A 25,143-nucleotide genomic window follows, 5' to 3' on the forward strand; every position below is an offset into this window, starting at 1 on the left:
CGACATTGCGTCGGTTTTCCTAAAATTTTCACATTTCGATTTGGGCGCCTTTAAAGCGGCTAGGCCACATTCGGGAAAAAGTGGCAAGCCCTCCGGGAGGATACATGAGCCTCAGGAAGATCCGCAGTCGCTCCTTCAACGGTTCACGCCATTCATCGAAGCGTGATGCACGGCTGCGACCTGGCTGGCGCAGCTTGTTGCAACGGTTTGCTCGAGACGAGTCCGGCAGCTACGTCATTGTGTCTGCGCTGCTCATGCCTGTTCTGGTTGGCACCGCGGGCCTCGGCACCGAGGTTGGATGGTGGTACTATAAACACAAGAATATGCAGAGCGCCGCGGATTCTGGCGCCGTAAGCGCAGCAACCGCCGTAAGTGCCGGCGGCGATCTGCGCTCCGAAGCCAACGCGGTCACGGCGAATTACGGCTATGCCAACGCGGTGGAGAACGTCACCATCACGGTGAACCAGCCACCGACGACAGGTAACTATGCCACGAACGCGCAGGCAATCGAAGTCATCGTAAGCCAACCGCAACAGCGGCTGTTGTCGTCGCTGTTCGGCTCGGATCCGGTGGTCATCACGGCGCGTGCGGTCGCCCTGCCAAATTCCGGGACAGGCTGCGTGCTGGCGCTGAATTCGAGCGCGAGCCCGGCCGTGAACGTGAGCGGCAGCAACCAGCTCAATCTCATCAAGTGCAACCTCTACAGCAACTCCAGCGGAAGCCCATCCCTTAACGTTGCCGGCAGCGCCACAGTCTCCGCCAATCAGGTCGGAGTGGTCGGCGACGTCTCAGGTGCAAGCAATATCACGGCGACCAACGGCGTCCGAACGCATATGCGGCCGATCTCTGATCCCTACGCAAACGTATCTCCCCCCTCGGAGCCGAGCTGCGACAACAAGAAGTACACGATCAACGCCAATGGGAAGACCAACTCCCTCAGTCCCGGCTGCTACAGCGGCAACATTACCGTCAATGCTGGAGCCACCCTGAACCTAAGCGCGGGCATCTATTACCTGGACGGCGCCAACCTGAGCGTCTCAGGTAATGCCACCATCACGGGCACTGGCGTCACTCTCGTCTTTACCGGTTCGGGCAGCAATTGGGGCACGGCCTCAATCGGCAGCAACGCCATCATCGATTTGACGGCGCCGACGACCGGCTCCACCAAGGGGATCGTCATGTACGGCGACCGCAGCATGCCGGCCGGGACTGCCTTCAATCTGACAGGTGGCAGCACCCAAAACTTCGGCGGAGCCATCTACCTGCCAAAGGCCAATCTGAGCTTCAGCGGCGGCAATGGCACGAGCACCTCGTGCACCAAGATCATCGCGGATACGCTGACGTTCACCGGCACGTCGAATCTTCAGGTCAATTGTTCCGCGCTAGGCACTGCGACGATCGGCTCGCAGACCGCGCAACTCGTCGAATGAGGTTGGCTCCGATGCAAAGCGAAACGTCATCATCAAGGAACCGAAGTCGCCTGCCTTATGCCCTGTCTGGGTGCATGCGCACTGCCGCGCGCGACACACGTGGCGCGGCTGCCATCGAATTCGGCATCATGGTCCCCTTGTTGTCGCTGATGGTTGTCTCAGTGGCTGATATTGGGCTCGCCGTCTATCGCAAGATGCAGGTTGAAGAGGCGGCGCAAGCCGGAGCGCAATATGCCATTGCGCGCGGCTTTGATACGAGCGGAATTTCCAGCGCGGTGACGAGCGCAACGAACTCCACGGCTATCACGGCTTCACCTGGGCCTGTTCAGTTTTGCGGCTGCCCAACGAGCGGAGGAGTTAGCAGTGTTGGCTGCGGTACGGTTTGCACGGGCGGTGCGCAGGCCGGAACATATGCGACGGTCTCGGCGCAGGCGACGTACTATACGCTGATCAACTATCAGATTGTCGCTGCAACCTACACCTACAACGCTCAATCCACTGCGAGGCTGCAGTGAAGTTCACGACGATATGGCGAGACAATCGAGCAGCTACCGCGCTGGAATTTGCTCTGACCGCTCCAGTCTTTTTTCTGTTCATATTTGGAATCATCGAGTTCGGGCTGCTGTTTTGGACTCAGCTTGGCCTGCAACATGGGACGCAAATGGCGGCGCGCTGCGCAACCGTCAATCCGACGCTTTGTCCGAGCAGCGACGCCATTACCGGTTACGCCGCCCAGCAGGCCTTCGGCCTCACTCTTCCAGCACAGACTTTCACCTACTCCACGCCGGCTTGCGGCAACCAGGTCAATGCGAGCTACGTATTCCAGTTTCCACAAGTGCTTAACCTCTCGCCGCTAACCGTGACGGCCCAGGCCTGCTTTCCGAGCTGAGTGGAGACGTTACGCCTTTGCCCGCGCACGACCTTGCTCGCGCAGCGCCAGCGGCGGCCAGAATCTTGACCATGGCTGTGCCTCTTCGAACGCGGCAGCGATGCGGAAGATCGTCGGCTCGTCGAGCCAGTGCGCCACGATCTGCAAACCGATCGGCATGCCGTCGCGATCGAAGCCGCAGGGCAACGTCGCCGCCGGAAGCCCTGCAAGATTGATTGGCCAGGTGAACGGCGACCAGCCGAGATGCGGATCCACCGCAATGCCATCGATGCGGTCGACGCCGAGCCGGCCGGCCTCGAACGCCGTCACGGCAACCGTCGGCGTCACCAGCGCGTCGACCCGCTCGAACAGTTTCAGGAACGCGGTGCGCGCCTGGCCGCGGCGATAGCCCGCCTCGATGTACTCGGTGCCGCTATAGTGACGGCCGGCGCTGACCACATCGCGGTAGTCGGTTTCGGAGCCTGCAAGATCGGCCGTTGTCCGGCTAGCGACCGCCGCCGCCTGCTCCGTGAAGGCGATCGGCTTCAGCGTGTGCTCGAGGATTCCCGGGTCCAGTCCCGGACCGTCCATGCTCACCTTCGCGCCGCAGGATTCCAGGATGGCGAGTGCCTTGTTGAAGGCCGCGCGCACGTCGGGGCTGACCGCGGCATAGCCGAGATCGACGCTGGCGCCGACGCGAACGCCGTTCAAGGGCACGACTTTAGTGTCGAAGCGGCGCGGCGACAGCGGAAGGCTCGCGGGATCGCGCAAATCGTAACCTGCGATGATCTCCAGCGCGAGTGCGGCATCCGCGACCGTGCGCGTGATCGGCCCGGTATGTGCGAGCGAGGCCCAGGACGGCGGCGAGAATCCGGGCGAGCGGGGCACGAGTCCAAAGGTCGGCTTGAGCCCGAACACGCCGCAGAAGGACGAGGGCACGCGGATCGAGCCGACACCGTCGGTGCCGATCGCGATCGGGCCGCAGCCGGCGGCAATCGCTGCCGCCGCGCCGCCGCTCGATCCGCCGCTGGTGCGATCGAGATTCCAGGGATTTCGCGTCGTACCGGTGACGGGACTGTCGGCAGTGAGCTTGTAGCCGGACTCGCACGTCGTCGTCTTGCAGGTGATGATCGCGCCTGATGCTTTCAGCGCCGACACCACGGCGGCATCGACGTCGGGCACGAAAGCCTTGTTCAGCGGCGAGCCGCCATAGGCCGGCACGCCGGCGACGAACACCAGGTCCTTGATGGTCACGGGAATGCCGGCGAACGGTCCCTTGACTTCGCCGTTGCGCATCTCCTTCGTGAGGCGATCGGCGTCCGCCCTCGCCTGCTCGTACATCGGCGTCACCACCGCGTTGCAGGCCGCATCGGTCGCCTCCAGCGCCGCGATGGTTTCGTCGACGACGTCGCGCGGGGTGAATGCCTTGCGCTTGTAGCCGGCGAGGATCTCGGTTGCAGAGAGCGCGCCGAGGCCAGTCGGCGTCGGCAAGGAGGCCGTTCGGCCGGAACCATCAGTCATCATCAAGCCCAGCAGTCTATCCGAGCGCCGCGTCGACGGCGCGCTTGGCCATCACCGTGACGAGATGCGCACGGTAGTCGGCCTCGGCGTGAATGTCGGAGGTGAGGCCGTCGGTATCGATCTTGATCGCCGCGATTGCCGACGGATCGAAATTTTGCGACAGCGCTTGCTCCATCGGAGGAACGCGGAACACGCCGGGCCCGGCGCCGGTCACGGCGACGCGCACGCCATCGGCGAATTTTGCGACGAGCACGCCGACCAGCGCATAGCGCGAGGCTGGCGCCTTGAACTTTGCGTAGCCGGCCTTGAGCGGCAAGGGAAAGCGGATCGCCGTGATGATCTCGCCCGGCTGAAGCGCGGTCTCGAACAGGCCAAGGAAGAACTTGTCGGCCGCAACCTCGCGCGTGCTGGTAACGATGGTCGCGCCAAGCCCGAGCACGCCGGCGGGATAATCGGCCGCCGGATCATTGTTTGCGACTGAGCCACCGATGGTGCCGCGGCTGCGCACGGCGGGATCACCGATCATGGAAGCCAACGCGGCAAGCGCGGGGATCTTGGCCTGCACGAGCTTCGATGCGGCGACTTCCGCATGCGGCGTCATGGCACCAATCGTGATCGTGGTGCCGCCGTCGCTGATGCCCTTGAGGCCCGCCAGCTTTGAAAGATCGATCAGCGCGGCGGGGCTTGCCAGCCGCTGCTTGAGCGTCGGGATCAGCGTCATGCCACCGGCCACGAGCTTGCTGTCCTCGATCGAGGTCAAGAGCTTTGCAGCATCGGGGATCTGGTCCGGCTGGTGATAGGCAAACGGTTTCATTCTTTGTCCTCCCTATTCCGCCGCAACCGGCAGCGACGCATTCTGGAGCAGGCGCCAGATCCGGTTCGGCGTTGCCGGCATGTCGACATGGGTGACGCCGAGATGGGACAGCGCATCGACCACGGCATTGATGACGGCGGCTGGCGAACCGATGGTGCCGACCTCACCGCAGCCCTTCACGCCCATCGGGGTATGCGTGCACAGCGTCGAATGGGTCGCGACCTTCATCATCGGCAGATGATCCGCGCGCGGCATGCAGTAATCCATCAGCGATCCCGACAGGAGCTGGCCGGAACCGTCGTCATAGACGGCGTTCTCGTAGAGCGCCTGCCCCACGCCCTGTACGATGCCGCCGTGCAACTGCCCCTCGACGATCATCGGGTTGATGACGGTGCCGACGTCGTCGACCGCGGTGTAGTTGACGAGCGTCACCGTTCCCGTCTCCGGATCGACCTCGACCTCCGCGATGTGGCAGCCGCCCGGATAGGTGAAGTTCACCGGGTCGTAATAGGCCTGCTCCTCCAGCCCAGGCTCCAGCACCTCGAGCGGATAGTCGTGCGGCACGTAGGCGGCGCCCGCGATCTCCTCGAACGTCTTCGTGCGGTCCGTGCCCGCCACCGAGAACTTTCCGGCCTCGAACTGGATATCGACTTCGGCGGCCTCCAGCAGATGCGCAGCGATCTTCTTGCCCTTCACGATCACCTTGTCTGCGGCTTTCGACAGCGCGGCGCCGCCGACGACGAGGGAGCGCGAGCCATAGGTACCCATGCCGAACTGCACGCGATCGGTATCGCCGAACACGATGTCGACATTCTCGAAAGCCACCCCCAGCTTGTCCGAGACGATCTGCGCGAAGGTCGTCTCATGTCCTTGGCCGTGATTATGCGTTCCGATCATGACCGTCACCTGGCCGGTCGGATGCACGCGCACCGTGGCGCTCTCATAGAGACCGCCGCGCGCGCCCAGCCGGCCGGCGAAGCGCGAGGGTGCGAGACCGCAGGCCTCGACATAGGTCGAGTAGCCGAGTCCGCGGAACTTGCCCTTGCGCTGCGAGGCCGCCTTGCGCGCACCAAAGTTCTTGACGTCGGCCGCGGCCAGCGCGCCGTCGAGACATCCCATCGGATCGCCGGAATCGTACTGCACCAGCACCGGCGTCTGATAGGGATAGGCCTCCTTCGGGATCATGTTGCGACGGCGGATCTCGACGCGGTCGATCCCCATCTCGGCGGCCGCGACATCGACGATGCGCTCCAGCACGAAGGTCGCCTCGGGGCGGCCGGCGCCGCGATAGGCATCGACCGGCACGGTGTTGGTGAACACCACCTTCACGTTGCAGTAGATCGCGGGCATCGTGTAGACGCCGCTGAGCAGCGGACCATAGAGATTGGTCGGGATGTTCGGCCCGAAGGTCGAGAGATAGCCGCCCATATTGGCGAGCGTCTTGACGCGGAAGGCGAGGAATTTCCCGGTCTCATCCAGCGCCAGCTCGGCCTCGGTGACGTGATCCCTGCCGTGGCGGTCCGACACGTAGCCTTCCGAGCGGCTTGCAACCCATTTGATCGGCCGCATCACGCGCCTGGCGGCCCAGGTGATCACGGCCTCCTCGCCATAGTGGAACTGCTTGACGCCAAAGCCGCCGCCGACGTCGGGCGCCACCACGCGCAGTTTGTGCTGCGGGATTTTCAGCACCAGCGCGCCCATCAGGAAGCGCACGACATGCGGAAACTGGCTGGTGCTCCACAGCGTGTAACGGTCGGTGCCGGGCTCGTATTCCGCGATCGCCGCGCGCGGCTCCATCGGGTTGCCGATCAGGCGGTTGTTGACGAGGCTGAGCTTTGCGACATGCGCGGCTTTGCGGAACGCGGTCTCGACCGCGCTCTTGTCGCCGAGCTCCCAGTCGCAGCAGATGTTGTTCGGCACGTCGTCGAACAATTGCGGCGCGCCTGGATGGACCGCATCGAGCACGCCGACGACCGAGGGCAGCACCTCGTAGTCGATCTTCAACAGCTCGGCCGCCGAATTGGCTTGCTCCACCGTCTCCGCGACGACGAACGCGACCATGTCGCCGACGAAGCGCACCTTGCCTTGCGCCAGCATCGGAAAGGGCGGCTCCTTCATCGGCACGCCCTTGGCATCCGTGATGCCCCAGCCGCACGGCAGCGAGCCCAAGCCGTCGGCCGCGACGTCATCGCCGGTCAGCACGGCAACGACGCCGGATGCGGCCAGCGCGGCGCTCTTGTCGATGCCGCGCAGGATCGCATGTCCATGCGGCGAGCGGACGAACACGCCGGCCGCCATGCCGGGACGCTTGATGTCGGAAACATAGTTGCCGCGTCCGGTGAGGAAGCGCTGGTCCTCCTTTCGCTTCGGAGCCGCGCCGATGCCGATCACGTTGCCCATGGTCACTCTCCCTTGGCCGCAGCATTCATGGCCGCCGCACCGGCCATCACGGACAGGACGATGTTCTGGTAGCCGGTACAGCGGCAGATATTGCCTTCGAGACCGTGGCGGACCTCCGCCTCGCTCAGTGACGGCTTGTCCTTGGCGAGCGCGACGGCCGTCATCACCATGCCGGGCGTACAGAAGCCGCATTGCAGGCCGTGGTTCTCGCGAAACGCTTCCTGCATCGGGTGCAGCCGGTTCGAGTCCGGCGCGCCCTGGAGGCCTTCGATGGTCAGAAGCGTCGCGCCGTCGAGCGCGGGTGCGAGCAGCGTGCAGCTCTTCACCGGGAGGCCGTCGAGATGCACGACGCAGGCGCCGCACTGGCTGGTGTCGCATCCGATATGGGTGCCGGTCATGTTGAGCTGCTCGCGCAGGAGCTCGGCGACGAGCGTTGCCGGTTCGACATCGACCGTGGTCGGCCGGCCGTTGAGTGTGAAGGATATCTGCACGATCAAAACTCCCTGTGCGCGACGGGTCTTTAGGCAAGCGGGCGGGCGCGGTCGGTTGTCCAGGTGGCCAACACGACATCGCCGACATTGAGGGGATCTGCGAAGAAGGTCTTTTCCGGCACATAGGCGACGAACTCGTCGTCGGGCACGGCGTCGAGCATGACCTTGACGAAATAGCCCTGGTATTCGATCGCGAGCACGCGGCTCGGCAGCGAGGTCGAGCAGCCCGCGGGCAGCGCCTGTCCCGGCCTGACCAGCGTGACGTCGTCACGGCGCACCGCAATATCGACGGTGTCCCCGACACTGATCTTCGCCCGCGCCTGGAGCGGCACCTCGATGCCGCCGGGCGCGGCCTGCGCCAGCACGAAGCTCGCACCGTTCACCTTCTCGACCCGGCCCGATAGCACGTTCTGGCCGCCCATGAACTCGGCGACGTAGCGGTCGTGCGGATGGGCGTAGACGTCCCGCGCCCGCCCCGCCTGCTTGATCCTGCCCTGCTCCATCACCACGACGAGATCGGCGAGCGCAATCGCCTCGAGCTGGGTGTGGGTGACGTGGATGAAGGTGATGCCGAGCTCCTGCTGCATCCGCCGCAGCTCCTGACGCATCTGCACGCGGAGCTGCTCGTCGAGCGCAGACAGCGGCTCGTCCAGGAGCAGCACCCGCGGCTCGGTGATCGCGGCGCGCGCCAGCGCGACGCGCTGCTGCTGGCCGCCGGAGAGCTGAGCCGGCAGGCGATCGGCAAAGCTCGTCAGCCGCACCTTCTCGATCATCGCATCCGCCGCGCGCAGGCGGTCGGCCTTTGACAGGCCTCGGACGCGCAACGCGAAGGCGATATTGTCGCGCACGGTGAGATGCGGAAACAGCGCGTAGGACTGGAACATCATCGCGGTGCGCCGCTGCACCGGCGCGAGCCCGACGACGTTCTGGCCGCCGATAACGATCTCGCCGGCAGTCGGATCCTCATGGCCCGCGATCATGCGCAGGATCGTGGTCTTGCCGCAGCCGGACGGTCCGATGAAGCAGCAATAGGCGCCGTCGGCGATCTTCAAATTGACGCCGTCGACAACATTGGTCACGCCGTCAAAGCTCTTGCAGACGCCCGCCAGTTCGATATCGCCGCGCTCGATCGTCATTCCCAAGAAACCTCTAACCTTTCGCCCGGCTGCCGCGCTTCTTCTGGATCAGCACGATGGTGCCAAGACTTGCGCCGATGACGATGAAGGAGATGATGGTCGTCACCGTGCCGAGCGCGTAGAGCGAGGGCGAGGTGACGTTCAGCGTCATGCTCCAGATCTCCAGCGGCAGCGTATTGAGCGAACCGGCGGTCTGGAGGCTGCGGGCGAATTCGTCGTAAGAGAGCGTGAAGCCAAACAGTGCCACTGCGACGATGCCCGGTGCCAGGACGGGGACGATCACCAGCCAGATCGTCTGCCAGCGGCTCGCGCCGAGATCGTAGGCCGCCTCGTCCCACGCGCGGTTGTAGCGCGACATCACCGCGAACATGACCAGCACGCCGAAGGGCAGCGTCCAGGAGAGCTGCGCGCCGAGCGCCGAGGTGTACCAGCTCGCGTTGAGGCCGAGCGCCTGGAACAAGAGGCCCGTGCCGAGACCGAGCACCAGGCCCGGCGCGACGAGGCTGCCGATCATCATGTAGAAGACGACGGCATCGCCGGCAAAGCGCCGGCGGAAGCCGAGGCCGGCGAGGAACGAGATCACCACGGTGATGATGGTGACGATGACGGCGAGCTTGATCGAGCGATCGAACGAGCCCTTGACGTCACCGGTCCGCACCTGCGTGAAGAGATCGACGAACCAGTGCAGCGAATGGCCCTTCATCGGGAAGACCAGCCCGCCGCGGATATCCTGGAACGACAGGATGTAGATGCAGATCATCGGGCCGTAGAGCGCGAGCACGTAAAGCGTAAACAGGCTCGCGAGCACGTAGAAGGTCCAGGGCCGCTGACCCCGGCTCGGCGCGATCGCCTTGGTCGTCGCGGGCGCGACTGCGCCTTGCATGTCGGTAAGCACCGCGCTCATCGCGTGATCTCCTGGCGGATATCGACGGTACGCAGGATCAGCGACACGACCGCGACCAGCACCAGCGTCAGCAGCACCGCGCTCGCCGCCGCGGTCGGGTATTGCAGCACGCCGACGTCCTCGTAGAACGCACTCACCACCGAGGCCGAGCCGCCGCCGGACATCACCTTCACCACGAAGAAGTCGCCCATCACGATCGAGACCACGAAGATGGTGCCGAGCGCGATGCCGCTCTTGGACATCGGCACCACGATCAGGCGCATGATGTCGAAGCGGCTGGCCCCGGCGTCGATGGCGGCCTCGATCAGCTTCTTGTCGATCCGCGCCATGGAGTTGAAGATCGGCACGATCATGAAGATCGTCAGCTGGTGAACGTAGGCGATAACCACCGCGAGGTCGGAGAACAGCAGCACTTCCAGCGGCTGATGGATCGCGCCGGTCGCGAGCAGCGCCTGGTTGATCAGCCCCTCCTTGCCGAGCAGCGGAATCCAGGAAATCATGCGGATGATGTTGGAGGTCCAGAACGGCACGGTGCAGAGCAGGAACAGGCCGATCGCCAGAAGCTGGTTACGGACGTGGAACACCAGGAAGTAGGCAACGAAGAAGCCGATGATCAGGGTGAAGATCCAGGTCAGCACCGTGAACTTGATGGTCGCCAGATACAGCTTCAGCGTCAGCGCCGAATGCAGCACCTCGATGTAGTTCGACAGTGTGAAGCCGGGCGTCAACCCGCCAAAGCCGTCAGTCGCAAAGAAGCTTGCCGCCAGAACGACCAGGATCGGCGCCACGAAGAACGGGACGAGCACCGCTACCAGCGGCGATACGCAGAGCCAGCCGGCGAGATTGGCGCGTGGTGGGGTTTGACTGGACTGCATATCGGCGAACGCCTTCGGTCCTCGGAGCCGGCGCGTCGCCGCGCCGGCTCTCGCTCACGTCAGGGAGAAGCAGGATTTACGCCACCTTGAAGTCGTTCCAGCGCTTGTTCATGTAAGCGGCTTCGTCCATCAGCGTGTTCCAGCAGGAGATGTTCTTGACGCGGTCGAGGAACGAGCCGCCATCGCGCTTGGTGCCGGACTTTTCCATCGGCACGCCGTAGGGATCGTTGATCACCTCGGGCGCGGGTTGGCCCTCGTACCAGAACGCCCATTCGGCCGGCGTCAAAAACTTCTTCGCGGTCGAGGGCACCGGGCTGTAATAGCCGTAGCGCGCGACGAAGCCGCCCTGCCAGCCCGAAAGATACCAGTTGAGATATTCGTAGGCGGCCTCGAGCTTCTTGCCGGAGAGGTGCTTCATCAGCCCCATGCCGTTGCACCAGCCGCGATAGCCTTCCTTGCCGTTCTTGACGTTGACCGGCGCGTAGACGCAGGGGATCTCCTTCACGCGCACCGCGGCGACCGCCGGCGACCACATCGACTGGATGATCACCTCGCCCGCCGCCATGAGCTGCACCGACTGGTCGAAGGTGGTCCAGGTCGCGCGGAACTGGCCGTCCTTCTTCAATTCGATCAGCTTGTTGCAGGTGAAGTCGATCTCCTCCTTGGTCATGTTGCCCTTGTTGCCATACTTGATCAGGCCCGCGCTCTCGAAGCAGAGCGCAGCATCCATGATGCCGATCGCGGGCACGTCGAGGATCGCGGCCTTGCCCTTGAATTTCGGATCGATCAGGTCCTTCCACTCGGTGACGTCGTGGCCGACGAGATCGGGCCGGTAGCCGATGGAGTCGGCGTTGTAGACCTGCGGCAGGAACGTCGCCCATTCGGTCACGCCGTCATGGAGGTCCTGGGCGTCGGGCTTGGCGATATACATGGCTTCATACGGCGAGATGCCTTGGCGAGGGATCTTGTGGCCGTCGATCTCGCCCTTGGTGAAGATCGGCAGGATGTTGTCGAACTCCTTGATCTTCTTGACCTCGATGCCCTGGATGACACCGCGCTTGGCCGCGAGCTTGGCCTGCCAGCCCTCAAGATCGGCGATGTCGACCGTATTAGGCTGGCTTATGAAGCGGTTGATGGCGGCGGAGGTGTCGAGGTTCTGCATCGTCACCTTGAAGCCTAGATCCTTGGCTGCCTGGTCACCGATCGCCTTCACCACCGAATAGGAGACGCCGACATGGCGAAGCTCGATGTCCTTGATCTCCTGCGCCCAGATGGTCGGGAAACCGCGGATCGCGTCCGAGCCTGCGGCCGCGCCCGCGACCGCTGCGGCACCCTTCAACAGTGTGCGCCGGCTCAGCTTTTTCGTCGACTTGTCGGTCAACTTGGCTTCCGTTCCCGCCGGATCGGAAGTGGAATTTCCCTTGTCCCTGTCAAGCATGGCAACCCTCGTTGGCTACGATGAACGCTCGCGCCGGTCGTCATTGACCGGCTTGCGGATGTGATCAGTTGCGCGTGAGGCTATTGGCCGGATTTTGCGAAGTAAAATTGGAAGTAAAAATTCGCGATATAAATGGGCCTAATGGTTTGCGCCGCTGCATCTGGATTTGGCAGCGCGCATAAGAAGGCGCCAGAGCGTGTATACAAAGCGGCGGGTTGAACGGAACATGCGACCTCGCGCGACGCGCGCGATCTGCGTTGCGCTGTTCGTCGCGACGACGTGTCACGCGCTCGGTGCGAGCGAGTCGTTGCTCGAACCAGCGCAGATGAAAGCGATCGGCACGATCGACGCGCGCTTTCAGTCCTACAATGTCGAGATGGTCGAGGTGACGGGCGGCCGCTTCTGGAAGCCCTATCCTCGACGGCCGCACGCGAACGCGCAGATCGCGCAGGATCGCTACAGCTACAGGCCGCCGATCGATCTCGCCAACACACGGCTGCGCATGCTCGCTGCTGCTCTGGGTCCGGCCTATATGCGCGTCAGCGGCACCTGGGCGAACGCGACGTTCTTTGCCGATACGGACAACGCCCCGGCTGCACCGCCTCCCGGTTTCGACTCCGTGCTGAGCCGTGCGCAGTGGCGCGGTGTCGTCGACTTTGCACGCGCGGTGAATGCGGAGATCATGACGTCGTTTGCCGTCAGTGCGGGCAGCCGCAATGCAGACGGCCGTTGGGCGCCCGACCAGGCGCAACAGCTTCTCTCCTTCACGCAGTCGCTCGGCAGCCGCATCGCAGCCGCCGAATTCATGAACGAGCCGACGCTCGCGGCCATGAACCGCGCGCCGCCGGGCTATGATGCAAAGGCCTATGGCCGCGACTTCGCGATCTTCCGCGCGTGGATGCGCCAGCATGCGCCCGATATGCTAATGGTCGGCCCGAGCTCCGTCGGCGACTCGCCCTCACCGTCGGCCGGCGGTATCCGGACGCGCGATCTGCTCGCAGCATCCGGCGCGGGCCTCGATCGCTTTTCCTATCATCACTACAACACGCTCTCGCCCCGCTGCGGCGTCCGCGATGATCCTGCGCAGGCGCTATCGGAGGATTGGCTCGCGCGCACCGGTCGCGCGCTCTCGATCTACCGCAGCTTGCGCGACGAATTCGAACCGGGCACGCCGATCTGGCTGACGGAGACGGCCGATGCCGCCTGCGGCGGCAAGGCCTCCGACGCGACCTTCCTCGACACGTTCCGCTATCTCGACCAGCTCGGACGGCTCGCGAAGGCTGGCGTTCGGGTCGTCATGCACAACACGCTGGCCGCGAGCGACTACGGGCTGCTCGACGAGACGACGTTTTTGCCGCGCCCGAACTACTGGGCCGCGCTGCTGTGGCATCGCCTGATGGGAACGATCGTGCTCGACGCCGGCGCTAGCAGCACGCCCGACCTTTACCTGTATGCGCATTGCCATCCCGAGATGCCGGGCGCCGTATCCATCCTTGCGATCAACACGTCGCGGAGCAAGTCGCGCAGCCTGAACCTGCCGAGCGCGTCAGAGCGCTACACACTGCATGCGACGCGGCTGCAACGCGCGACCGTGCGGTTGAACGGAAAAGCACTCGAGCTCGATGCCAACGACAGGCTTCCAGCGCTCAATGCGCGCACGACATCCGCCGGGACGGTTGGTTTGGAGCCGAAGACAATCACGTTCCTGGTGATGCCGGACGCAGCCAACCCCGCCTGCCGATGAGGAGCGCCCTCACCCGATCAACTCCCCGCCGACCTCGCCGCCGGCATGTAGATCTGCGCGTAGCCTTCCTTGATCGCAGAGGTGATGCGATCGAGCCGGCGGTCGATGTGCTTTTCCAGCACGGAGACGCATGTCGCCTCGTCGCGCGCCTTGAGGCCCTCGACGACGGCGCGGTGCTCGGCCTGCGTGTTGGAGCGATTGACGCGGTCCATGTCGATCCAGCGCACGAAGCGGATGCGGGCGTTGACGTTGCGCAAGACGCGCAGCATCTCGGCATTGTTCGACATCGCCATCAGCCGTTCGTGAAAGGTCTCATCCAGTTCGACCAGCTCGACCGACGAACGCTCGCCGGGATCGGGGCCCGTGGCCTCGAGGAATTTGAGCAGCGCGTCGATGTCCTCATCCCTGGCCCGCTTGATGGCGAGGCGGATCGAGGCAACCTCGATCGACTTGCGCAGCTCGTAGAGATCGAAGATCTCGTGCGCATCGAGCTCACGGCAGAAGAACCCCTTGCCCGGGGTGAAGCGCAGAAAGCCTTCGGTGTTGAGCCGATTGAGCGCTTCACGCAGCGGCGTGCGGCTGACGCCGAGGCGCTTTGCCAGCTCACCCTCGTTGAGCCGTTCGCCCGGCTTGAACTCGTAGCTCACGGCCATCGCCTTGAGCTGTTCATAGACGCGATCGACGATGCTGTCCGAGGCGAGTTCCAGATGCTTGTTCATGGGCAGCTTTTCGACCTCTAACCGAACCGGCGCGGCCGCAGTCCGGCATGAAACCAATTGATCATGGAATAGATATCATAGACAGGCAGGCCCACCTCCGCCTGCAATGCGGCAGCGTAGGGCGGCATGTTGGTGCATTCAAGCACGATGGCCCCAACATCAGGATGCTTCGCCACGAGCGCCTTGCCGGCTTCGACCACATCGCGCTCGGCCTGGGCAATGTCCATGTCGTCCTTCTCGGCCTTGATCAGGACGCGGAAAAATTCCTTGCCGTTCTCGGTGCCGACCAGCGGCGTGTCGAGCGGCACGCCGGCACCTTCCAGATGGGCCGGCGACAGGGTCGAGCCCGACACCGTGACGAGACCGACGCGCTTGCCCGGCGGCAGCGTCGCCTGCACCCACGGCACCTGCATCAAGGATGACGTCGCCACCGGCACGCCGACGGCCGCGGCAAGCTCTTTCTGAAACAGCGCGAGGAAGCCGCAATTGGTGGTGATCGCTTCCGCACCCAGTCTCACCAGCTCCCTCGCCGCATCGATGAAATCTGGCAGCAGCCCGGCCGCACCCTTCAGCACCACCTTCTCGGGCGTCGCGCCGCTCACCACGCGATAGAGCACCGGGAACGGCCAGGTCGTGCCATTGCCCATGTCGCCGGGAATGCGGGGAAAGCGCGCTTCCAGCATCAGAATGCCGAGCGGCGCGCCATAGAGCGCCTTGCCGCCACGGGCGATGCGGGAGGGGGAATTTTCCGGATAGGTCATGATGCGATCTCAGAGGAAACGCGTGGGCGCGAACGGTTCAAGCGGAATCTCCGGTGTCTTGCCGCTGACGAGTTGCGCGACGAGGCGGCCGGTGCGGGCGGAGCCGACGAGGCCGACATGGCCATGGCCGAACGCATAGACGACATCGCGCGAGGCGCGGGCATAGCCGATGCACGGACGGCCGTCCGGCATACTCGGGCGATGGCCGAACCACATCTTGATGCGTGAGGCCGGAATGTCTTTCGGCAGTTTTGGAAACATGCTGAAGAGATGGTCGCGCAAAATCTCGGCGCGCTTCCAGTTTGGCTCCGCGTCGAGGCCCGCGATCTCGACCGTGCCGGCGGCGCGCAGGCCCTTGTTGGTCCAGTTCACGACCATTTTGGCGTCGGAGGCCATCATCGAGCTGCGAGGCCCTACTTCCGGATGCTCGATCATGACGTGATAGCCGCGCTCGGTCTCGAGCGGCAGCGGATCGCCGACGGATGCGGTGAGCAGCTTTGAGCGCGCGCCTGCTGCGACCACCGCGGCGTCGCAGGCGATCTCGCCGGTCTCGGTGAGGACAGCAACGAGCTTGCTGCCGTTGAGCTTGAGGCCGGTCGCCCTGGCGCGCACCAGCTTTGCACCGCTGGCGAGCGCATGATTGGCAAGGGCTGCAACATACGCGCCGGGATCGCGGCAGCGCCCGGCCTCCTCCACCACCACACCGAACGTATAGCGCGGATGAAGATCCGGCTCGCGCTGGCGCATCTCGTCCGCGGAGAGCTCCAGCCATTCGACACCGACGCGCTTGCGGATGCGCCAGCCGAGATCGCCGTCGAAATTTGCGCGCGAGGGGAAGACATGCATCACGCCGTTGCGTTCGATCAGCTCGGAAACGCCGGCCTCCTCCGCGAGCTTCCTGTGCAGGAGCGGCGCGTCCTTCAGCAGATCGCGCAGCGCCACCGCAGTCTTCTCGACACGCACTTCGGTCCAGCCCGAGAGCAGGTATTTGATCAGCCAGGGCAATGCTTTCGGCAGATAAGACCAGCGGATCGCGAGCGGCCCGAGCGGGTCCATCAGATAGCCCGGCACCTTCTTCCAGATGCCGGGCTCGGCCGGCGGGATCACCGAATGCGACGACAGCCAGCCGGCATTGCCATAGCTTGCCGCCTGCTCGCCGCCGGGCTCGCCCGGATCGATCAGCGTAACGCGATAGCCCTCGCGCAGCGCCTCGATGGCGCTGATCACGCCGACCGCGCCGGCGCCGATGATGGCAATGTGGCGGCCCTGCGACATCAGCGCGTCGTCTCCTGCGGCACGAAATCCTTGCCGACCGACATCGCGCGCGGATCAATCAGGCAGTGCAGGATCGACGGCTTGCCGGAGGCCAGCGCGCGCTCGAAGGCGGGCGCAAACTCCTCCGTGCGCTCGACGCGCTCACCATGGCCACCGAAGGCTTTTGCGTACATCGCAAAATCCGGGTTCTTGAGCTGCGTGCCGACCACGCGGCCTGGATAGTCGCGCTCCTGGTGCATACGGATGGTGCCGTATTGCGCGTTGTCGATCACGACAACGATCAGGGCTGCGTCATACTGCACGGCGGTCGCGAACTCCTGGCCGTTCATCAGGAAGCAGCCGTCGCCGGCAAACGCGACGACGACGCGATCCGGATGTTGCCGCTTGGCGAGCACGCCGGCCGGCACGCCGTAGCCCATCGAGCCTGAGGTCGGCGCAAGCTGCGCGGCAAAGGCGTGGAAGCGGTGATGGCGATGCAGCCAGCCGGCATAGTTGCCGGCGCCATTGCAGACGATCGCATCCTTCGGCAGGCGATCGCGCAGCCACGTCATGACCTGCCCGTATTGGAACGTGCCCGGCAGCTCGCGCGCCGTCTCGGTCCAGGAAAGATAGTCCGCATGCGCCTTGGCCGCCTCGCCCTTCCAGGCCGGCGTCGCGGCAGGCTTCAGCGTCTCGACGGCCGCGGCAAAGGCTGCCGGAGCGGCCTGGATCGCAAGCGCCGGCTGATAGACACGGCCGAGTTCCTCCGATCCCGGATGAACGTGGATCAACTTCTGGCTCGGCACGGGAATATCGAGCAGCGAATAGGACGAGGACGGCATCTCCGATAGCCGGCCGCCGATCAGCAGGATGACATCGGCGCCGGTGATGCGCGCCTTCAGGCTCGGGCTCGGCCCAATGCCGAGATCGCCGGCATAGTGCGAATGATCGGCGTCGATCAGCGACGCCCGGCGGAACGAGGTTGCGACCGGCAGGTCGAACCGCTCGGCGAAGCGCGCGATCCCTTTGGCTGCTTCTGCCGTCCAGCCGGAACCACCGAGCACGACGAGCGGCGATTTCGCGTCCGCAAGCATCACAGCCATCCGTTCGAGATCGGCCGGCGCCGGCCAGCTCACGGCGGCCTCGACGCGCGGCGCATCGGCAACCGCGGCCGTCTCGGTCAGCATGTTCTCCGGCAGCGCGATCACGACGGGGCCGGGACGGCCCTGCATCGCGACGCGAAACGCGCGCGCGACGAGCTCGGGAATGCGATCGGGGCGATCGATCTCGACAGCCCATTTCGCCATGGTGCCGAACACCGCCTTGTAGTCGAGCTCCTGGAACGCCTCGCGCTCGCGCATGCCGGTATCGACCTGGCCGACGAACAGGATCATCGGGGTGGAATCCTGCATCGCGATATGGACGCCGTGGCTGGCATTGGTCGCGCCCGGACCGCGGGTGACGAAGCAGATGCCGGGGCGTCCCGTGAGCTTGCCATAGGCTTCCGCCATCATCGCGGCGCCGCCTTCGGCGCGGCAGATCATCACGTCGATCGGGCTGTCATGTAGCGCATCGAGCGCGGCGAGATAGCTCTCGCCCGGCACGCAGGTGACGCGCTCGACGCCTTGCGCGACCAGCTGGTCGATCAGGATCTGGCCCCCGGTGCGGGCGTTACGAATGGTCATGACAGCTCCCTAAGAGGCTTTGGCGATGCGTTCAAAGCGCCTTCGCGCCAGTTTTGTTCTGAGGTGGCGTAGGACAGGCGGACAGAGCGCGCAAGATCGAAAGGCTTTGCGTATCCTGCGCCGACGTCATGCCCATCCCCGATGTTTGCAACTAGCGGCTACCAGCGATGATGCGGCGGCAATGATCGAGCGCCGCACCGATCAGATTGTCGCTCGCCTCCGGCGTGCGAAATGCCGAATGCGCCGACAGCGTGACGTTTGGAAGCTTGGTCAGCGGATGGCCTGCCGGCAGCGGCTCGACGGTGAAGACGTCGAGGCCGGCATGCCCGATATGGCCCGAGCGCAAACCATCCATCATGGCTTCTTCATCGACGACGGCACCGCGCGCCGTATTGATCAGGATGCTGCCGGGACGCATCATCGCGATGCGCTCACGGGAGAGGAAGTTTCTGGTCTCGTCGTTGAGCAAGAGATGCAGCGAGACCACGTGGCTCTCCGCCAGCAGCTTTTCCAGCGGAACGAACTCGACGCCCGGATGCGTCTTCGGCGTCCTGTTCCAGGCGATCACCTTCATGCCGCAGCCGAGCGCCATGCGCGCGGCTTCCGCGGCGATGCCGCCAAAGCCGATCAGGCCGAGCGTCTTGCCGGTGAGTTGGAGCGCGTCGCGGCGCAGCCAGTTGCCCTCGCGCATGCCGCGATCCATCTCGCCAAAATTTTTGGCAGAAGCCCACATCAGCGCTATCGCGCATTCGGCGACCGCGGTGTCGCCATAGCCCTTGATGGTGTGCACGGCGATGCCTTGCTGGCCGAGCTCGTCCGGATTCATGTAGCTGCGCGCGCCGGTGCCGAGGAAGACGACGTGCTTCAGGGCCGCGCATTTCGCGGCAACCGCGGTCGGCACGGCGGTGTGATCGACGATCATGATCTCCACACCGTCCAGGAGGCGCGGCAGGTCGTCGGGTGAGATTGCCGGGTCGCGGTTGATGCCGACCGGGAGGCTGTCCTCGCGCAGCAGCCTTTCGGTGACGGCGGCAAGCGTGTCGTTGGCATCGACGAACAGGGCGCGCATCGGCTGATCTTCCTCAAGCTAAAAATACCGTATTGCATTTTAGTCTGAATACAGAAATAGTCCAGAAGCCGGGGTTGGATGTTCAGGGGTCACTGCCCAGGAGAACTGCACATGAATCGCAGGGACGCACTCACCACCGTTGCCCTCGCCGGCGCTGCGATGGCCGCAGCCGCCTCGGCCACGGCTGACACCGCACCAAGCTCCACCCTCGACCGGGTCAAGAAGAGCGGCGTGCTGCGGATCGCGGTCATCGCCGGCCAGGACCCCTATTTCCACAAGGACCTCGCCACCAATCAATGGTCGGGCGCCTGCATCGACATGGCGAACGACATCGCCGGCAAGCTCGGCGCCAAGGTGGAGACGCTGGAATCGACCTGGGGCAACCAGATCCTCGATCTCCAGGCCGAGAAGATCGACCTCGCCTTTGCCGTGAACCCGACGCCCGAACGCGCGCTGGTCATCGACTTCTCCTCGCCCATCCTGGTGCACTCCTTCACCGTCATCACCAAGAAGGGTTTTGCCAAGCCGCAGACCTGGGCGGAGATCAACAAGCCCGAGGTCAAGATCGCCGTCGACATCGGCTCGACGCATGAGACGATCGCGCGGCGCTATTGTCCGAAGGCGACAATCCTCGGCTTCAAGGAGCGTAACGAGGCGATCCTCGCCGTGTCCACCGGACGGGCGGACTGCAACATATCGCTCGCCGTGCTGTCGGTCGCGACGTTGAAGAAGAACCCGACGCTCGGCGAGCTCGCGGTGCCACGGCCGCTGCTCACGCTGCCGACCAATCTGGGCATCCGCGCCGAAGGTGATCGCCGCTACAAGGATTTCCTCAGCGCCTGGGCCGACTACAACCGCGCGCTGGGCCAGACCCGCGAATGGCTGCTCAAGGCTTTCGAAACCGTCGGCCTCAGCGCCGAAGACATTCCTCCCGAGATCCAGTTCTGATCCGGGTTTATCTGACCCATCGCGCAGTCCGCACGCTCACTGACAAACCAGTACGGGGGTTTTCGCCTGCGTCAGCACCTTGTTCGTCACGCTGCCGATAAGAAGCATGGAAAGCCCACTGCGCCCATGCGATGACATGACGATGAGATCGCAGCCCTTGTCCTCGGCTGCTGCGATGATGGCTTGATCGGGGTGCCCGCTCTCCACCTGAATCGTCTCGCAGGAAACACCGGCCTCCTTGGCCGCCTTTGCCGCACGATCCAACACGCTCCTGGCCTGCTCCTTGCGCAGCTCAGCATATGTCGCGACGGCTTCAAGGAACCGCCCCGTCAATTCCGAAAACGGTTCCACGACGAAGATCACGGATGCCTTGGCTCCAAGGGATTTCGCCAGCGCCAACCCGTGCTTCACCCCATGCTCCGCCAGCTCCGACCCATCTGTCGGAATGAGAATATGCCGGTACATGCCTCACCTCCCGATTGTCCGGACGTATCGCTACCTTCGGAAGGTTGCGCCCGCGTTCCGGTTACCGTCTTGAGGTAAATCAATCTATTGCGCTGCGCTGACGGCCAAGCGGCCGGCCAAAATCCCGCGGTGCAGCGGACTCGCGCTTCTCCGTGAAACGGGCAAAACAGATGATCTCAAGGTTGTGCCGCCTGCTGTTCCCATCCGCGCAGCGTATTCTCCAACTGCGCGATGTAACCGGCGTCGAGGCCGGGAGTGCCCTGTCCCGTCTCCTTGGTTTTCAGCAATGCGTGGCGCAATTCCTTGAGGTCAATCTTACCTCTGCGCGCCAGCCCGTCGTAAGCGCCGAACATGTCGTGCCACGCGTAGGCGTAGTTCGGCACTAAGGTCGTTGCGAGACGGAAGTTGTCGATTGCCTTCTCGTACTCTCCTCGTCCGTAGTACACGTTGCCGATCCCATTGATGGCGCTTGCCACGTCGCCGATAGTCTTCTTGTCGGCGGGAATAACATCCTTCACGAGCTCGAACACCTCGCTGGCGCGGTCGAGATAGAGATTCGCCTCAACCGTGCTGCTGGCCTCGGTGAATATTTGAGCCATCGCCTTGTAGAAGTAGCCGAGCAACACCCTGACGCTGGTATCCGAGGGCGCCTCGTTCAGTAGTACTGAAACCAGCACCAGTCCTTCCCGTACTTCATCCGCCGCTCGGTCCAGTTTATGATCTCGAATGAGCTCGACCGCGCGTGCCTCGATACGCGCAGCCTGGCGCTTGATGAGTTCACCGGCAACTTGTCCCATTTCTTGTTGCGCAATTGTGCGTGTCTGATCGTTCACCTTGACATAGCGCGCAACGGTCGCCGCCAGTTTCTCGATATCGTCTGGCTTCAGGCTGACGCCGCCCGCAAGCACCTCCTCAATCCTGCTCACGCCTCCAAGCAGATCCTCAAGGGCCTTGGTATTGCCGAGGGCAATCAGCATCAATTTCTGCACGTCCTGACCGATCTCCTTCTGTCCGCGGACGACCGGCTCCAGGGCGGCGAGTAAGTTGGTGCGGAAGAGCTCCTGTAGGTGTTCATCCCGTTCGAAGGCCGACGCGGCGTCGCTTGCCAGTTGCGTTGACGCAGTTACATCCTGCCCCCCAAACCGCTGCTTCAAGCGATCGAGCACCGGGGTAAGAGCTCCCTTCACGATGGGCCAGGCACCAGGCAAAAGCGCGGCCCCCGCGACATCTAACGAAGACTCGGCGGCACCGATTACGACCTTTCGAAAGAGGAGCGCCACGCTCATGGTGATCTCCTTGCCAATGACCGAAATTCCCTTCCCCAAGAGCGGCGAGGCGTTGAGCGTTACCCAGCGCACGAACGGCCGATACACCTGGTGGGCGGTCGTCTTGTCGTTGCCTTTATATCAACGGGGGAGGCGCACCGAATGTGAAGCAGCTTACTATCTTGGAAAAGATGGAGGCCTTGCCGCGCCTTCCGCCAGGCCTTATCGCAATTTTGCACAATCGCTCGATTGAGCGTTCGTCACCGCAGGTTCACGACCAACTCGGACCTGGACGGTTGCCGGATCGAATGGGCTGAGCACCGTTGGCTTCATCCGGCTACGGAGCCGGCCTCGACGTGCTTAGCCCGCCTGCATCACCGTCTTCTTGTTATTGCCGGTCGGGGCTGACAGGCTTTCAAGCCCCGCCCAGAGGCGGAAGCGCTCGCCCTCGTTGAGGCGAGCAATATGGAACGGCCGGTCGAAGATGGCGAGTGGTTGCTTGCCGAGTTCGAACCGTGGCCAGGCGTCAGTTGCATCCGGTGCACCCGTCGCGACGAAGCGCAACATGTTGGCCTGAAGGCGTAAGGCGACTTCGATGTCTCCCGGTGTCATCGGGCCGCCCTTGCGCCGGAGGATGGGGCGATCGATGAAGTCAGGCAGATGCGCCCAGACACAGGCATTGTCCGCACCGTGCGTCGGCCCTTGCGACAGGAACGGTTCCAGTGCGGGACGATGATCGAACCGGTTCAGCCAGACGGCACCGCCGGCCGCGCTCTGGTGGCGCGCAATCGCGGCCAACGGCCGATGCCAGAATGCATCCGACAGCAACGCCTCGTAAGGATCTTCATCGGGACGCGCGGTCGCGCGGTAGCAGGCGAGCAGGCGCTCGAAGCCGGCATCGCCGAAGGCTGAACGAATGTGCCGCTCGGTGACGTGGATCATCGCGGCGGGGGGCGTGCTCTTCAGGAACATCTCCATCTCGTCGCGGCAGGAGCCGAGCCAGAGCGGGACGTCGCGGAGCGCGCCATCGGCAATCGCCGAGATCGGATCACGCGGGATCACCGCGCCATCGAGCACCGGGCCGAACACGGTACCGGCTTCCGTCTCATCCGCCAGCCTGCGGCCGACGCTGTCCACCGCCGCGAAGAGCTGCGGCAGCGGGACCGTTGCGATGGCGCTCGCATCGCTTTCGAGCTTGAGCTCGGCGATCACGCGCCGCGCGACTTCGTCGGCATGCGCAGGGTTCATGATGCCGCGGCCCGGCGCGCTGAAGGCGATGGCGCGCGCGAACTTGCCCATGGCCTGCGGCAGGGTCGCCAGCGCGATCACCATGGACGCGCCAGCGGACTGGCCGAACAGCGTCAGCGCATCGGGATCGCCGCCAAAGTTCGCGATGTTGGCGCGCACCCAGTCGAGCGCTGCGAGCGCATCCGACATCGCGAGATTGTTGGCTTCCGCGAGCGCGCCACCGAAGCGGTGCAATTGCAGGAAGCCCAGCGGCCCGAGCCGGTAGTTGATGGTGACGATGACGGCAGGCCCCTGAGCGGCGAGGAAGCTGCCGTCATAATCGGCGCCGCCGCCGGTGACGAAGGCGCCGCCATGGATGAAGAACAGCACCGGCAACGGCCGATCGACTGCGTCCGGTGCAAAGATGTTCAGGCTGAGACAAGCGGCCTCATTCGCATGATCGAGATGACCGGGCTGCGGCGCGTAGGCGCCGTAGTCCGTGCAGGCGATCGGCTCCGACCACGCGCGCGGCGGCACGGCTTTCGCAAAGCGTCGCGCAGTCGCATAGGGCACGCCCTTGAAGGCGCGCACGCCCTTCTGCGTGAGGCCGATGACCGGCCCGTTCGTGGTCGAAACTGCCTGCGTCAACATGCGAATGTCACCTCTGCTTCAACCGCGCCGCCTGCCGAGATCGGCAATGTCGACCGTGTGCGTCTCGCGCGCCGTCGCGGCGGCCGCGGCCGAGATCACGCAACAGACCGCGACGAAAATCGCGACGGGGATCCAGCCGTTCGGCCCGTCGCCGACCAGGCTCGCGCTCACCAGCGGCGTGAAGCCGGCGGCGAGGAAGCCGAGCTGCGTGCCGATCGCTGTGCCGGAATAACGCACGCGCGCCTCGAACATTTCCGCATAGAAGGACGGCCAGATCGCGTTCGGCGCGGCATAGACGACGCCGGACAGGATCATGGCGGCGGCGAAGATCGCGATCGTGTTGCCCGATGTGACCAGCATGAAGTACGGGAACAGCAGCACCGCGCAGCCGAGCACGCCGCCGATGAACACCGGCTTGCGACCGATCCGGTCGGCGAGCAGCGCCCAGAATGGCTGGGTGATCAGCGCGGTGACGTTGCCGAGCACGCCGGCCCACAGCATGGTCGGGCGCGCCACGCCGAACTTGCTGGTGGCATAGCCGAGCGCGAACACGGCGGTCATGGTGCTGACGGTGGCGATCAGCGCGCAGACGATTACGCGCAGCACGTCCGGCCAGTAGTCGCGCAAGAGCGCGACCACTGGGAAGCGTGCGACCTGGGCCTTGTCCTTGATCTCCTCGAACACCGGCGTCTCCGGCATGGTCCGCCGCACGAGATAGGCGACCAGCAGCACCAGCGCGGAGAGCAGGAACGGAATGCGCCAGCCCCAGCTCAGGAGCTGATCTTCCGGCAAGCTGGACACCGGAATGAACACGAGCGTCGCAAGGATCGCACCCGCCTGCGTGCCGCTCAGCGTCCAGCTCGTGAAGAAGGCGCGGTTGGAGTTGGCGGAATGCTCGAGCGTCAGCGAGTTCGCCCCGCTCTGCTCGCCGGCGGCCGACAGGCCCTGCAACAGCCGCAGCAGCGTCAGGATGATCGGCGCGGCGTTGCCGATCGCTTTCGCATCCGGCAGCAGGCCGATCGCGAGCGTCGAGCCGCCCATCAGGACCAGCGTGAACAGCAGCACCGTCTTGCGCCCAATGCGGTCGCCGAAATGGCCGAGGATGACGGCGCCGACGGGACGCGCGATATAGCCGATGCCGAAGGAGAGCAGCGCGAGCAGTGTCGCGGTCGAGGGGTCGACATTGGCAAAGAACACTTTTGGAAAGATCAGCGCGGCGGCGGTGCCGTAGATGAAGAAGTCGTAGTATTCGAGCATGCTGCCGACGAAGCTGACGAGCGCGGCGCGCTTCGGTAGCTTGCTCGGCGTAGCCTCGGCCGCGATTGGTGCGTGCAGCGATGCGGTTGACGTCAACGTCATGAAAATCCTCCCCGTGTGATATGCGGCAGATCCCGCGTCTTGGCCGGCGACCTTCTTGGGCTGCGCCGTGCTTTGCGGTGACTTGCCGTCACTCTCTTCGCTTCATAATGTACGAACTA

General features: G+C 64.3%; 23 protein-coding genes. 6 read left to right on the forward strand and 17 right to left on the reverse strand.

What is annotated here, in order from left to right:
• The first annotated feature begins 104 nt into the window (after positions 1-104).
• The 3 genes from QQL28_RS09195 to QQL28_RS09205 all read left to right on the forward strand — a co-directional run bounded on the left by QQL28_RS09195 (position 105) and on the right by QQL28_RS09205 (position 2,319).
• A complete protein-coding gene (locus QQL28_RS09195; RefSeq protein ID WP_284263908.1) occupies positions 105-1,430 on the forward strand; it encodes a TadE/TadG family type IV pilus assembly protein in 1,326 nt (441 codons plus the stop codon).
• A gap of 74 nt (positions 1,431-1,504) precedes the next feature.
• A complete protein-coding gene (locus tag QQL28_RS09200; RefSeq protein ID WP_284263910.1) occupies positions 1,505-1,945 on the forward strand; it encodes a TadE/TadG family type IV pilus assembly protein in 441 nt (146 codons plus the stop codon).
• Positions 1,942-2,319: a TadE/TadG family type IV pilus assembly protein gene (locus QQL28_RS09205; RefSeq protein ID WP_284263911.1), complete on the forward strand. Its 378-nt coding sequence runs from the start codon at positions 1,942-1,944 to the stop codon at positions 2,317-2,319. Before QQL28_RS09200 ends, QQL28_RS09205 begins: the two co-directional genes overlap by 4 nt.
• Before the next feature lie 9 nt (positions 2,320-2,328).
• On the opposite strand, the gene QQL28_RS09210 is transcribed toward QQL28_RS09205, so the two are convergent.
• From QQL28_RS09210 to QQL28_RS09245, 8 genes are all read right to left on the reverse strand, one after another.
• Positions 2,329-3,819 (reverse strand): amidase, encoded by a 1,491-nt coding sequence (locus QQL28_RS09210; protein WP_284263914.1) that lies wholly within the window; start codon positions 3,817-3,819, stop codon positions 2,329-2,331.
• 16 nt (positions 3,820-3,835) lie between these two features.
• Positions 3,836-4,633, reverse strand: coding sequence for an FAD binding domain-containing protein (locus QQL28_RS09215; protein ID WP_284263916.1), 798 nt, complete (start codon positions 4,631-4,633; stop codon positions 3,836-3,838).
• Positions 4,634-4,645: 12 nt separating this feature from the next.
• A complete protein-coding gene (locus tag QQL28_RS09220; RefSeq protein WP_284263917.1) occupies positions 4,646-7,033 on the reverse strand; it encodes a xanthine dehydrogenase family protein molybdopterin-binding subunit in 2,388 nt (795 codons plus the stop codon).
• A 2-nt stretch (positions 7,034-7,035) separates the two neighbouring features.
• Positions 7,036-7,524 carry a (2Fe-2S)-binding protein gene (locus QQL28_RS09225; protein ID WP_284263919.1) on the reverse strand — a complete coding sequence of 163 codons (489 nt, stop codon included), beginning with the start codon at positions 7,522-7,524 and terminating at the stop codon, positions 7,036-7,038.
• Between the two features lie 29 nt (positions 7,525-7,553).
• The gene (locus QQL28_RS09230) at positions 7,554-8,660 is read right to left on the reverse strand and encodes an ABC transporter ATP-binding protein (RefSeq protein WP_284263921.1); all 1,107 of its coding nucleotides are present in this window, start codon (positions 8,658-8,660) and stop codon (positions 7,554-7,556) included.
• A 13-nt stretch (positions 8,661-8,673) separates the two neighbouring features.
• Positions 8,674-9,564 carry an ABC transporter permease gene (locus QQL28_RS09235; RefSeq protein ID WP_284263923.1) on the reverse strand — a complete coding sequence of 297 codons (891 nt, stop codon included), beginning with the start codon at positions 9,562-9,564 and terminating at the stop codon, positions 8,674-8,676.
• On the reverse strand, positions 9,561-10,439 hold the full coding sequence (locus QQL28_RS09240; protein WP_284263926.1) for an ABC transporter permease: 879 nt from the start codon (positions 10,437-10,439) through the stop codon (positions 9,561-9,563). The genes QQL28_RS09235 and QQL28_RS09240 overlap by 4 nt, the downstream gene beginning before the upstream one ends.
• Before the next feature lie 76 nt (positions 10,440-10,515).
• On the reverse strand, positions 10,516-11,877 hold the full coding sequence (locus QQL28_RS09245; RefSeq protein ID WP_284263928.1) for an ABC transporter substrate-binding protein: 1,362 nt from the start codon (positions 11,875-11,877) through the stop codon (positions 10,516-10,518).
• Between the two features lie 226 nt (positions 11,878-12,103).
• Between QQL28_RS09245 and QQL28_RS09250 the strand changes: the two genes are divergently transcribed.
• Entirely contained in the window at positions 12,104-13,621 is a 1,518-nt protein-coding gene (locus QQL28_RS09250; protein ID WP_284263930.1) for a glycosyl hydrolase family 79 N-terminal domain-containing protein, read from the forward strand.
• Positions 13,622-13,638: 17 nt separating this feature from the next.
• On the opposite strand, the gene QQL28_RS09255 is transcribed toward QQL28_RS09250, so the two are convergent.
• From QQL28_RS09255 to QQL28_RS09275, 5 genes are all read right to left on the reverse strand, one after another.
• Entirely contained in the window at positions 13,639-14,340 is a 702-nt protein-coding gene (locus tag QQL28_RS09255; protein WP_284263931.1) for a GntR family transcriptional regulator, read from the reverse strand.
• A 17-nt stretch (positions 14,341-14,357) separates the two neighbouring features.
• Positions 14,358-15,101, reverse strand: coding sequence for an aspartate/glutamate racemase family protein (locus QQL28_RS09260; protein WP_284263933.1), 744 nt, complete (start codon positions 15,099-15,101; stop codon positions 14,358-14,360).
• 9 nt (positions 15,102-15,110) lie between these two features.
• Complete coding sequence (locus QQL28_RS09265) at positions 15,111-16,376, reverse strand: NAD(P)/FAD-dependent oxidoreductase (RefSeq protein WP_284263935.1); 1,266 nt, start codon at positions 16,374-16,376, stop codon at positions 15,111-15,113.
• Positions 16,376-18,040, reverse strand: coding sequence for a thiamine pyrophosphate-binding protein (locus QQL28_RS09270; RefSeq protein ID WP_284263937.1), 1,665 nt, complete (start codon positions 18,038-18,040; stop codon positions 16,376-16,378). Before QQL28_RS09270 ends, QQL28_RS09265 begins: the two co-directional genes overlap by 1 nt.
• Positions 18,041-18,191: 151 nt before the next feature.
• Entirely contained in the window at positions 18,192-19,109 is a 918-nt protein-coding gene (locus QQL28_RS09275; RefSeq protein ID WP_284263939.1) for an NAD(P)-dependent oxidoreductase, read from the reverse strand.
• Positions 19,110-19,220: 111 nt separating this feature from the next.
• Between QQL28_RS09275 and QQL28_RS09280 the strand changes: the two genes are divergently transcribed.
• Complete coding sequence (locus tag QQL28_RS09280) at positions 19,221-20,057, forward strand: transporter substrate-binding domain-containing protein (protein WP_284263941.1); 837 nt, start codon at positions 19,221-19,223, stop codon at positions 20,055-20,057.
• A gap of 36 nt (positions 20,058-20,093) precedes the next feature.
• Here QQL28_RS09280 and QQL28_RS09285 read toward each other — a convergent pair whose 3' ends face one another.
• Both QQL28_RS09285 and QQL28_RS09290 read right to left on the reverse strand, forming a co-directional pair.
• The gene (locus QQL28_RS09285; protein WP_284263943.1) at positions 20,094-20,522 is read right to left on the reverse strand and encodes a universal stress protein; all 429 of its coding nucleotides are present in this window, start codon (positions 20,520-20,522) and stop codon (positions 20,094-20,096) included.
• Positions 20,523-20,698: 176 nt separating this feature from the next.
• Entirely contained in the window at positions 20,699-21,808 is a 1,110-nt protein-coding gene (locus QQL28_RS09290) for a tetratricopeptide repeat protein (protein WP_284263946.1), read from the reverse strand.
• Between QQL28_RS09290 and QQL28_RS09295 the strand changes: the two genes are divergently transcribed.
• On the forward strand, positions 21,807-22,040 hold the full coding sequence (locus QQL28_RS09295) for a hypothetical protein (protein WP_284263948.1): 234 nt from the start codon (positions 21,807-21,809) through the stop codon (positions 22,038-22,040). The genes QQL28_RS09290 and QQL28_RS09295 overlap by 2 nt on opposite strands.
• 107 nt (positions 22,041-22,147) lie before the next feature.
• On the opposite strand, the gene QQL28_RS09300 is transcribed toward QQL28_RS09295, so the two are convergent.
• Positions 22,148-23,665 carry a carboxylesterase/lipase family protein gene (locus QQL28_RS09300; RefSeq protein ID WP_284263954.1) on the reverse strand — a complete coding sequence of 506 codons (1,518 nt, stop codon included), beginning with the start codon at positions 23,663-23,665 and terminating at the stop codon, positions 22,148-22,150.
• Positions 23,666-23,683: 18 nt separating this feature from the next.
• Positions 23,684-25,024, reverse strand: coding sequence for an MFS transporter (locus tag QQL28_RS09305; RefSeq protein ID WP_284263956.1), 1,341 nt, complete (start codon positions 25,022-25,024; stop codon positions 23,684-23,686).
• Positions 25,025-25,143 lie beyond the last annotated feature (119 nt).

Origin of the sequence: Bradyrhizobium iriomotense, from assembly GCF_030160715.1 — a bacterium.
GTDB lineage: Bacteria > Pseudomonadota > Alphaproteobacteria > Rhizobiales > Xanthobacteraceae > Bradyrhizobium > Bradyrhizobium iriomotense.

Bases quoted from the DNA above. Each gene is read 5' to 3' on its own strand.
- QQL28_RS09240 (WP_284263926.1), bottom strand. From the start codon at position 10,439: ATGCAGTCCAGTCAAACCCCACCACGCGCCAATCTCGCCGGCTGGCTC.
- QQL28_RS09290 (WP_284263946.1), bottom strand. From the start codon at position 21,808: ATGAGCGTGGCGCTCCTCTTTCGAAAGGTCGTAATCGGTGCCGCCGAG.
- QQL28_RS09270 (WP_284263937.1), bottom strand. From the start codon at position 18,040: ATGACCATTCGTAACGCCCGCACCGGGGGCCAGATCCTGATCGACCAG.
- QQL28_RS09210 (WP_284263914.1), bottom strand. From the start codon at position 3,819: ATGACTGATGGTTCCGGCCGAACGGCCTCCTTGCCGACGCCGACTGGC.
- QQL28_RS09295 (WP_284263948.1), top strand. From the start codon at position 21,807: ATGGTGATCTCCTTGCCAATGACCGAAATTCCCTTCCCCAAGAGCGGC.
- QQL28_RS09260 (WP_284263933.1), bottom strand. From the start codon at position 15,101: ATGACCTATCCGGAAAATTCCCCCTCCCGCATCGCCCGTGGCGGCAAG.
- QQL28_RS09305 (WP_284263956.1), bottom strand. From the start codon at position 25,024: ATGACGTTGACGTCAACCGCATCGCTGCACGCACCAATCGCGGCCGAG.
- QQL28_RS09250 (WP_284263930.1), top strand. From the start codon at position 12,104: ATGCGACCTCGCGCGACGCGCGCGATCTGCGTTGCGCTGTTCGTCGCG.
- QQL28_RS09235 (WP_284263923.1), bottom strand. From the start codon at position 9,564: ATGAGCGCGGTGCTTACCGACATGCAAGGCGCAGTCGCGCCCGCGACG.
- QQL28_RS09255 (WP_284263931.1), bottom strand. From the start codon at position 14,340: ATGAACAAGCATCTGGAACTCGCCTCGGACAGCATCGTCGATCGCGTC.
- QQL28_RS09195 (WP_284263908.1), top strand. From the start codon at position 105: ATGAGCCTCAGGAAGATCCGCAGTCGCTCCTTCAACGGTTCACGCCAT.
- QQL28_RS09265 (WP_284263935.1), bottom strand. From the start codon at position 16,376: ATGTCGCAGGGCCGCCACATTGCCATCATCGGCGCCGGCGCGGTCGGC.
- QQL28_RS09280 (WP_284263941.1), top strand. From the start codon at position 19,221: ATGAATCGCAGGGACGCACTCACCACCGTTGCCCTCGCCGGCGCTGCG.
- QQL28_RS09230 (WP_284263921.1), bottom strand. From the start codon at position 8,660: ATGACGATCGAGCGCGGCGATATCGAACTGGCGGGCGTCTGCAAGAGC.
- QQL28_RS09285 (WP_284263943.1), bottom strand. From the start codon at position 20,522: ATGTACCGGCATATTCTCATTCCGACAGATGGGTCGGAGCTGGCGGAG.
- QQL28_RS09215 (WP_284263916.1), bottom strand. From the start codon at position 4,633: ATGAAACCGTTTGCCTATCACCAGCCGGACCAGATCCCCGATGCTGCA.
- QQL28_RS09200 (WP_284263910.1), top strand. From the start codon at position 1,505: ATGCGCACTGCCGCGCGCGACACACGTGGCGCGGCTGCCATCGAATTC.
- QQL28_RS09245 (WP_284263928.1), bottom strand. From the start codon at position 11,877: ATGCTTGACAGGGACAAGGGAAATTCCACTTCCGATCCGGCGGGAACG.
- QQL28_RS09220 (WP_284263917.1), bottom strand. From the start codon at position 7,033: ATGGGCAACGTGATCGGCATCGGCGCGGCTCCGAAGCGAAAGGAGGAC.
- QQL28_RS09300 (WP_284263954.1), bottom strand. From the start codon at position 23,665: ATGTTGACGCAGGCAGTTTCGACCACGAACGGGCCGGTCATCGGCCTC.
- QQL28_RS09275 (WP_284263939.1), bottom strand. From the start codon at position 19,109: ATGCGCGCCCTGTTCGTCGATGCCAACGACACGCTTGCCGCCGTCACC.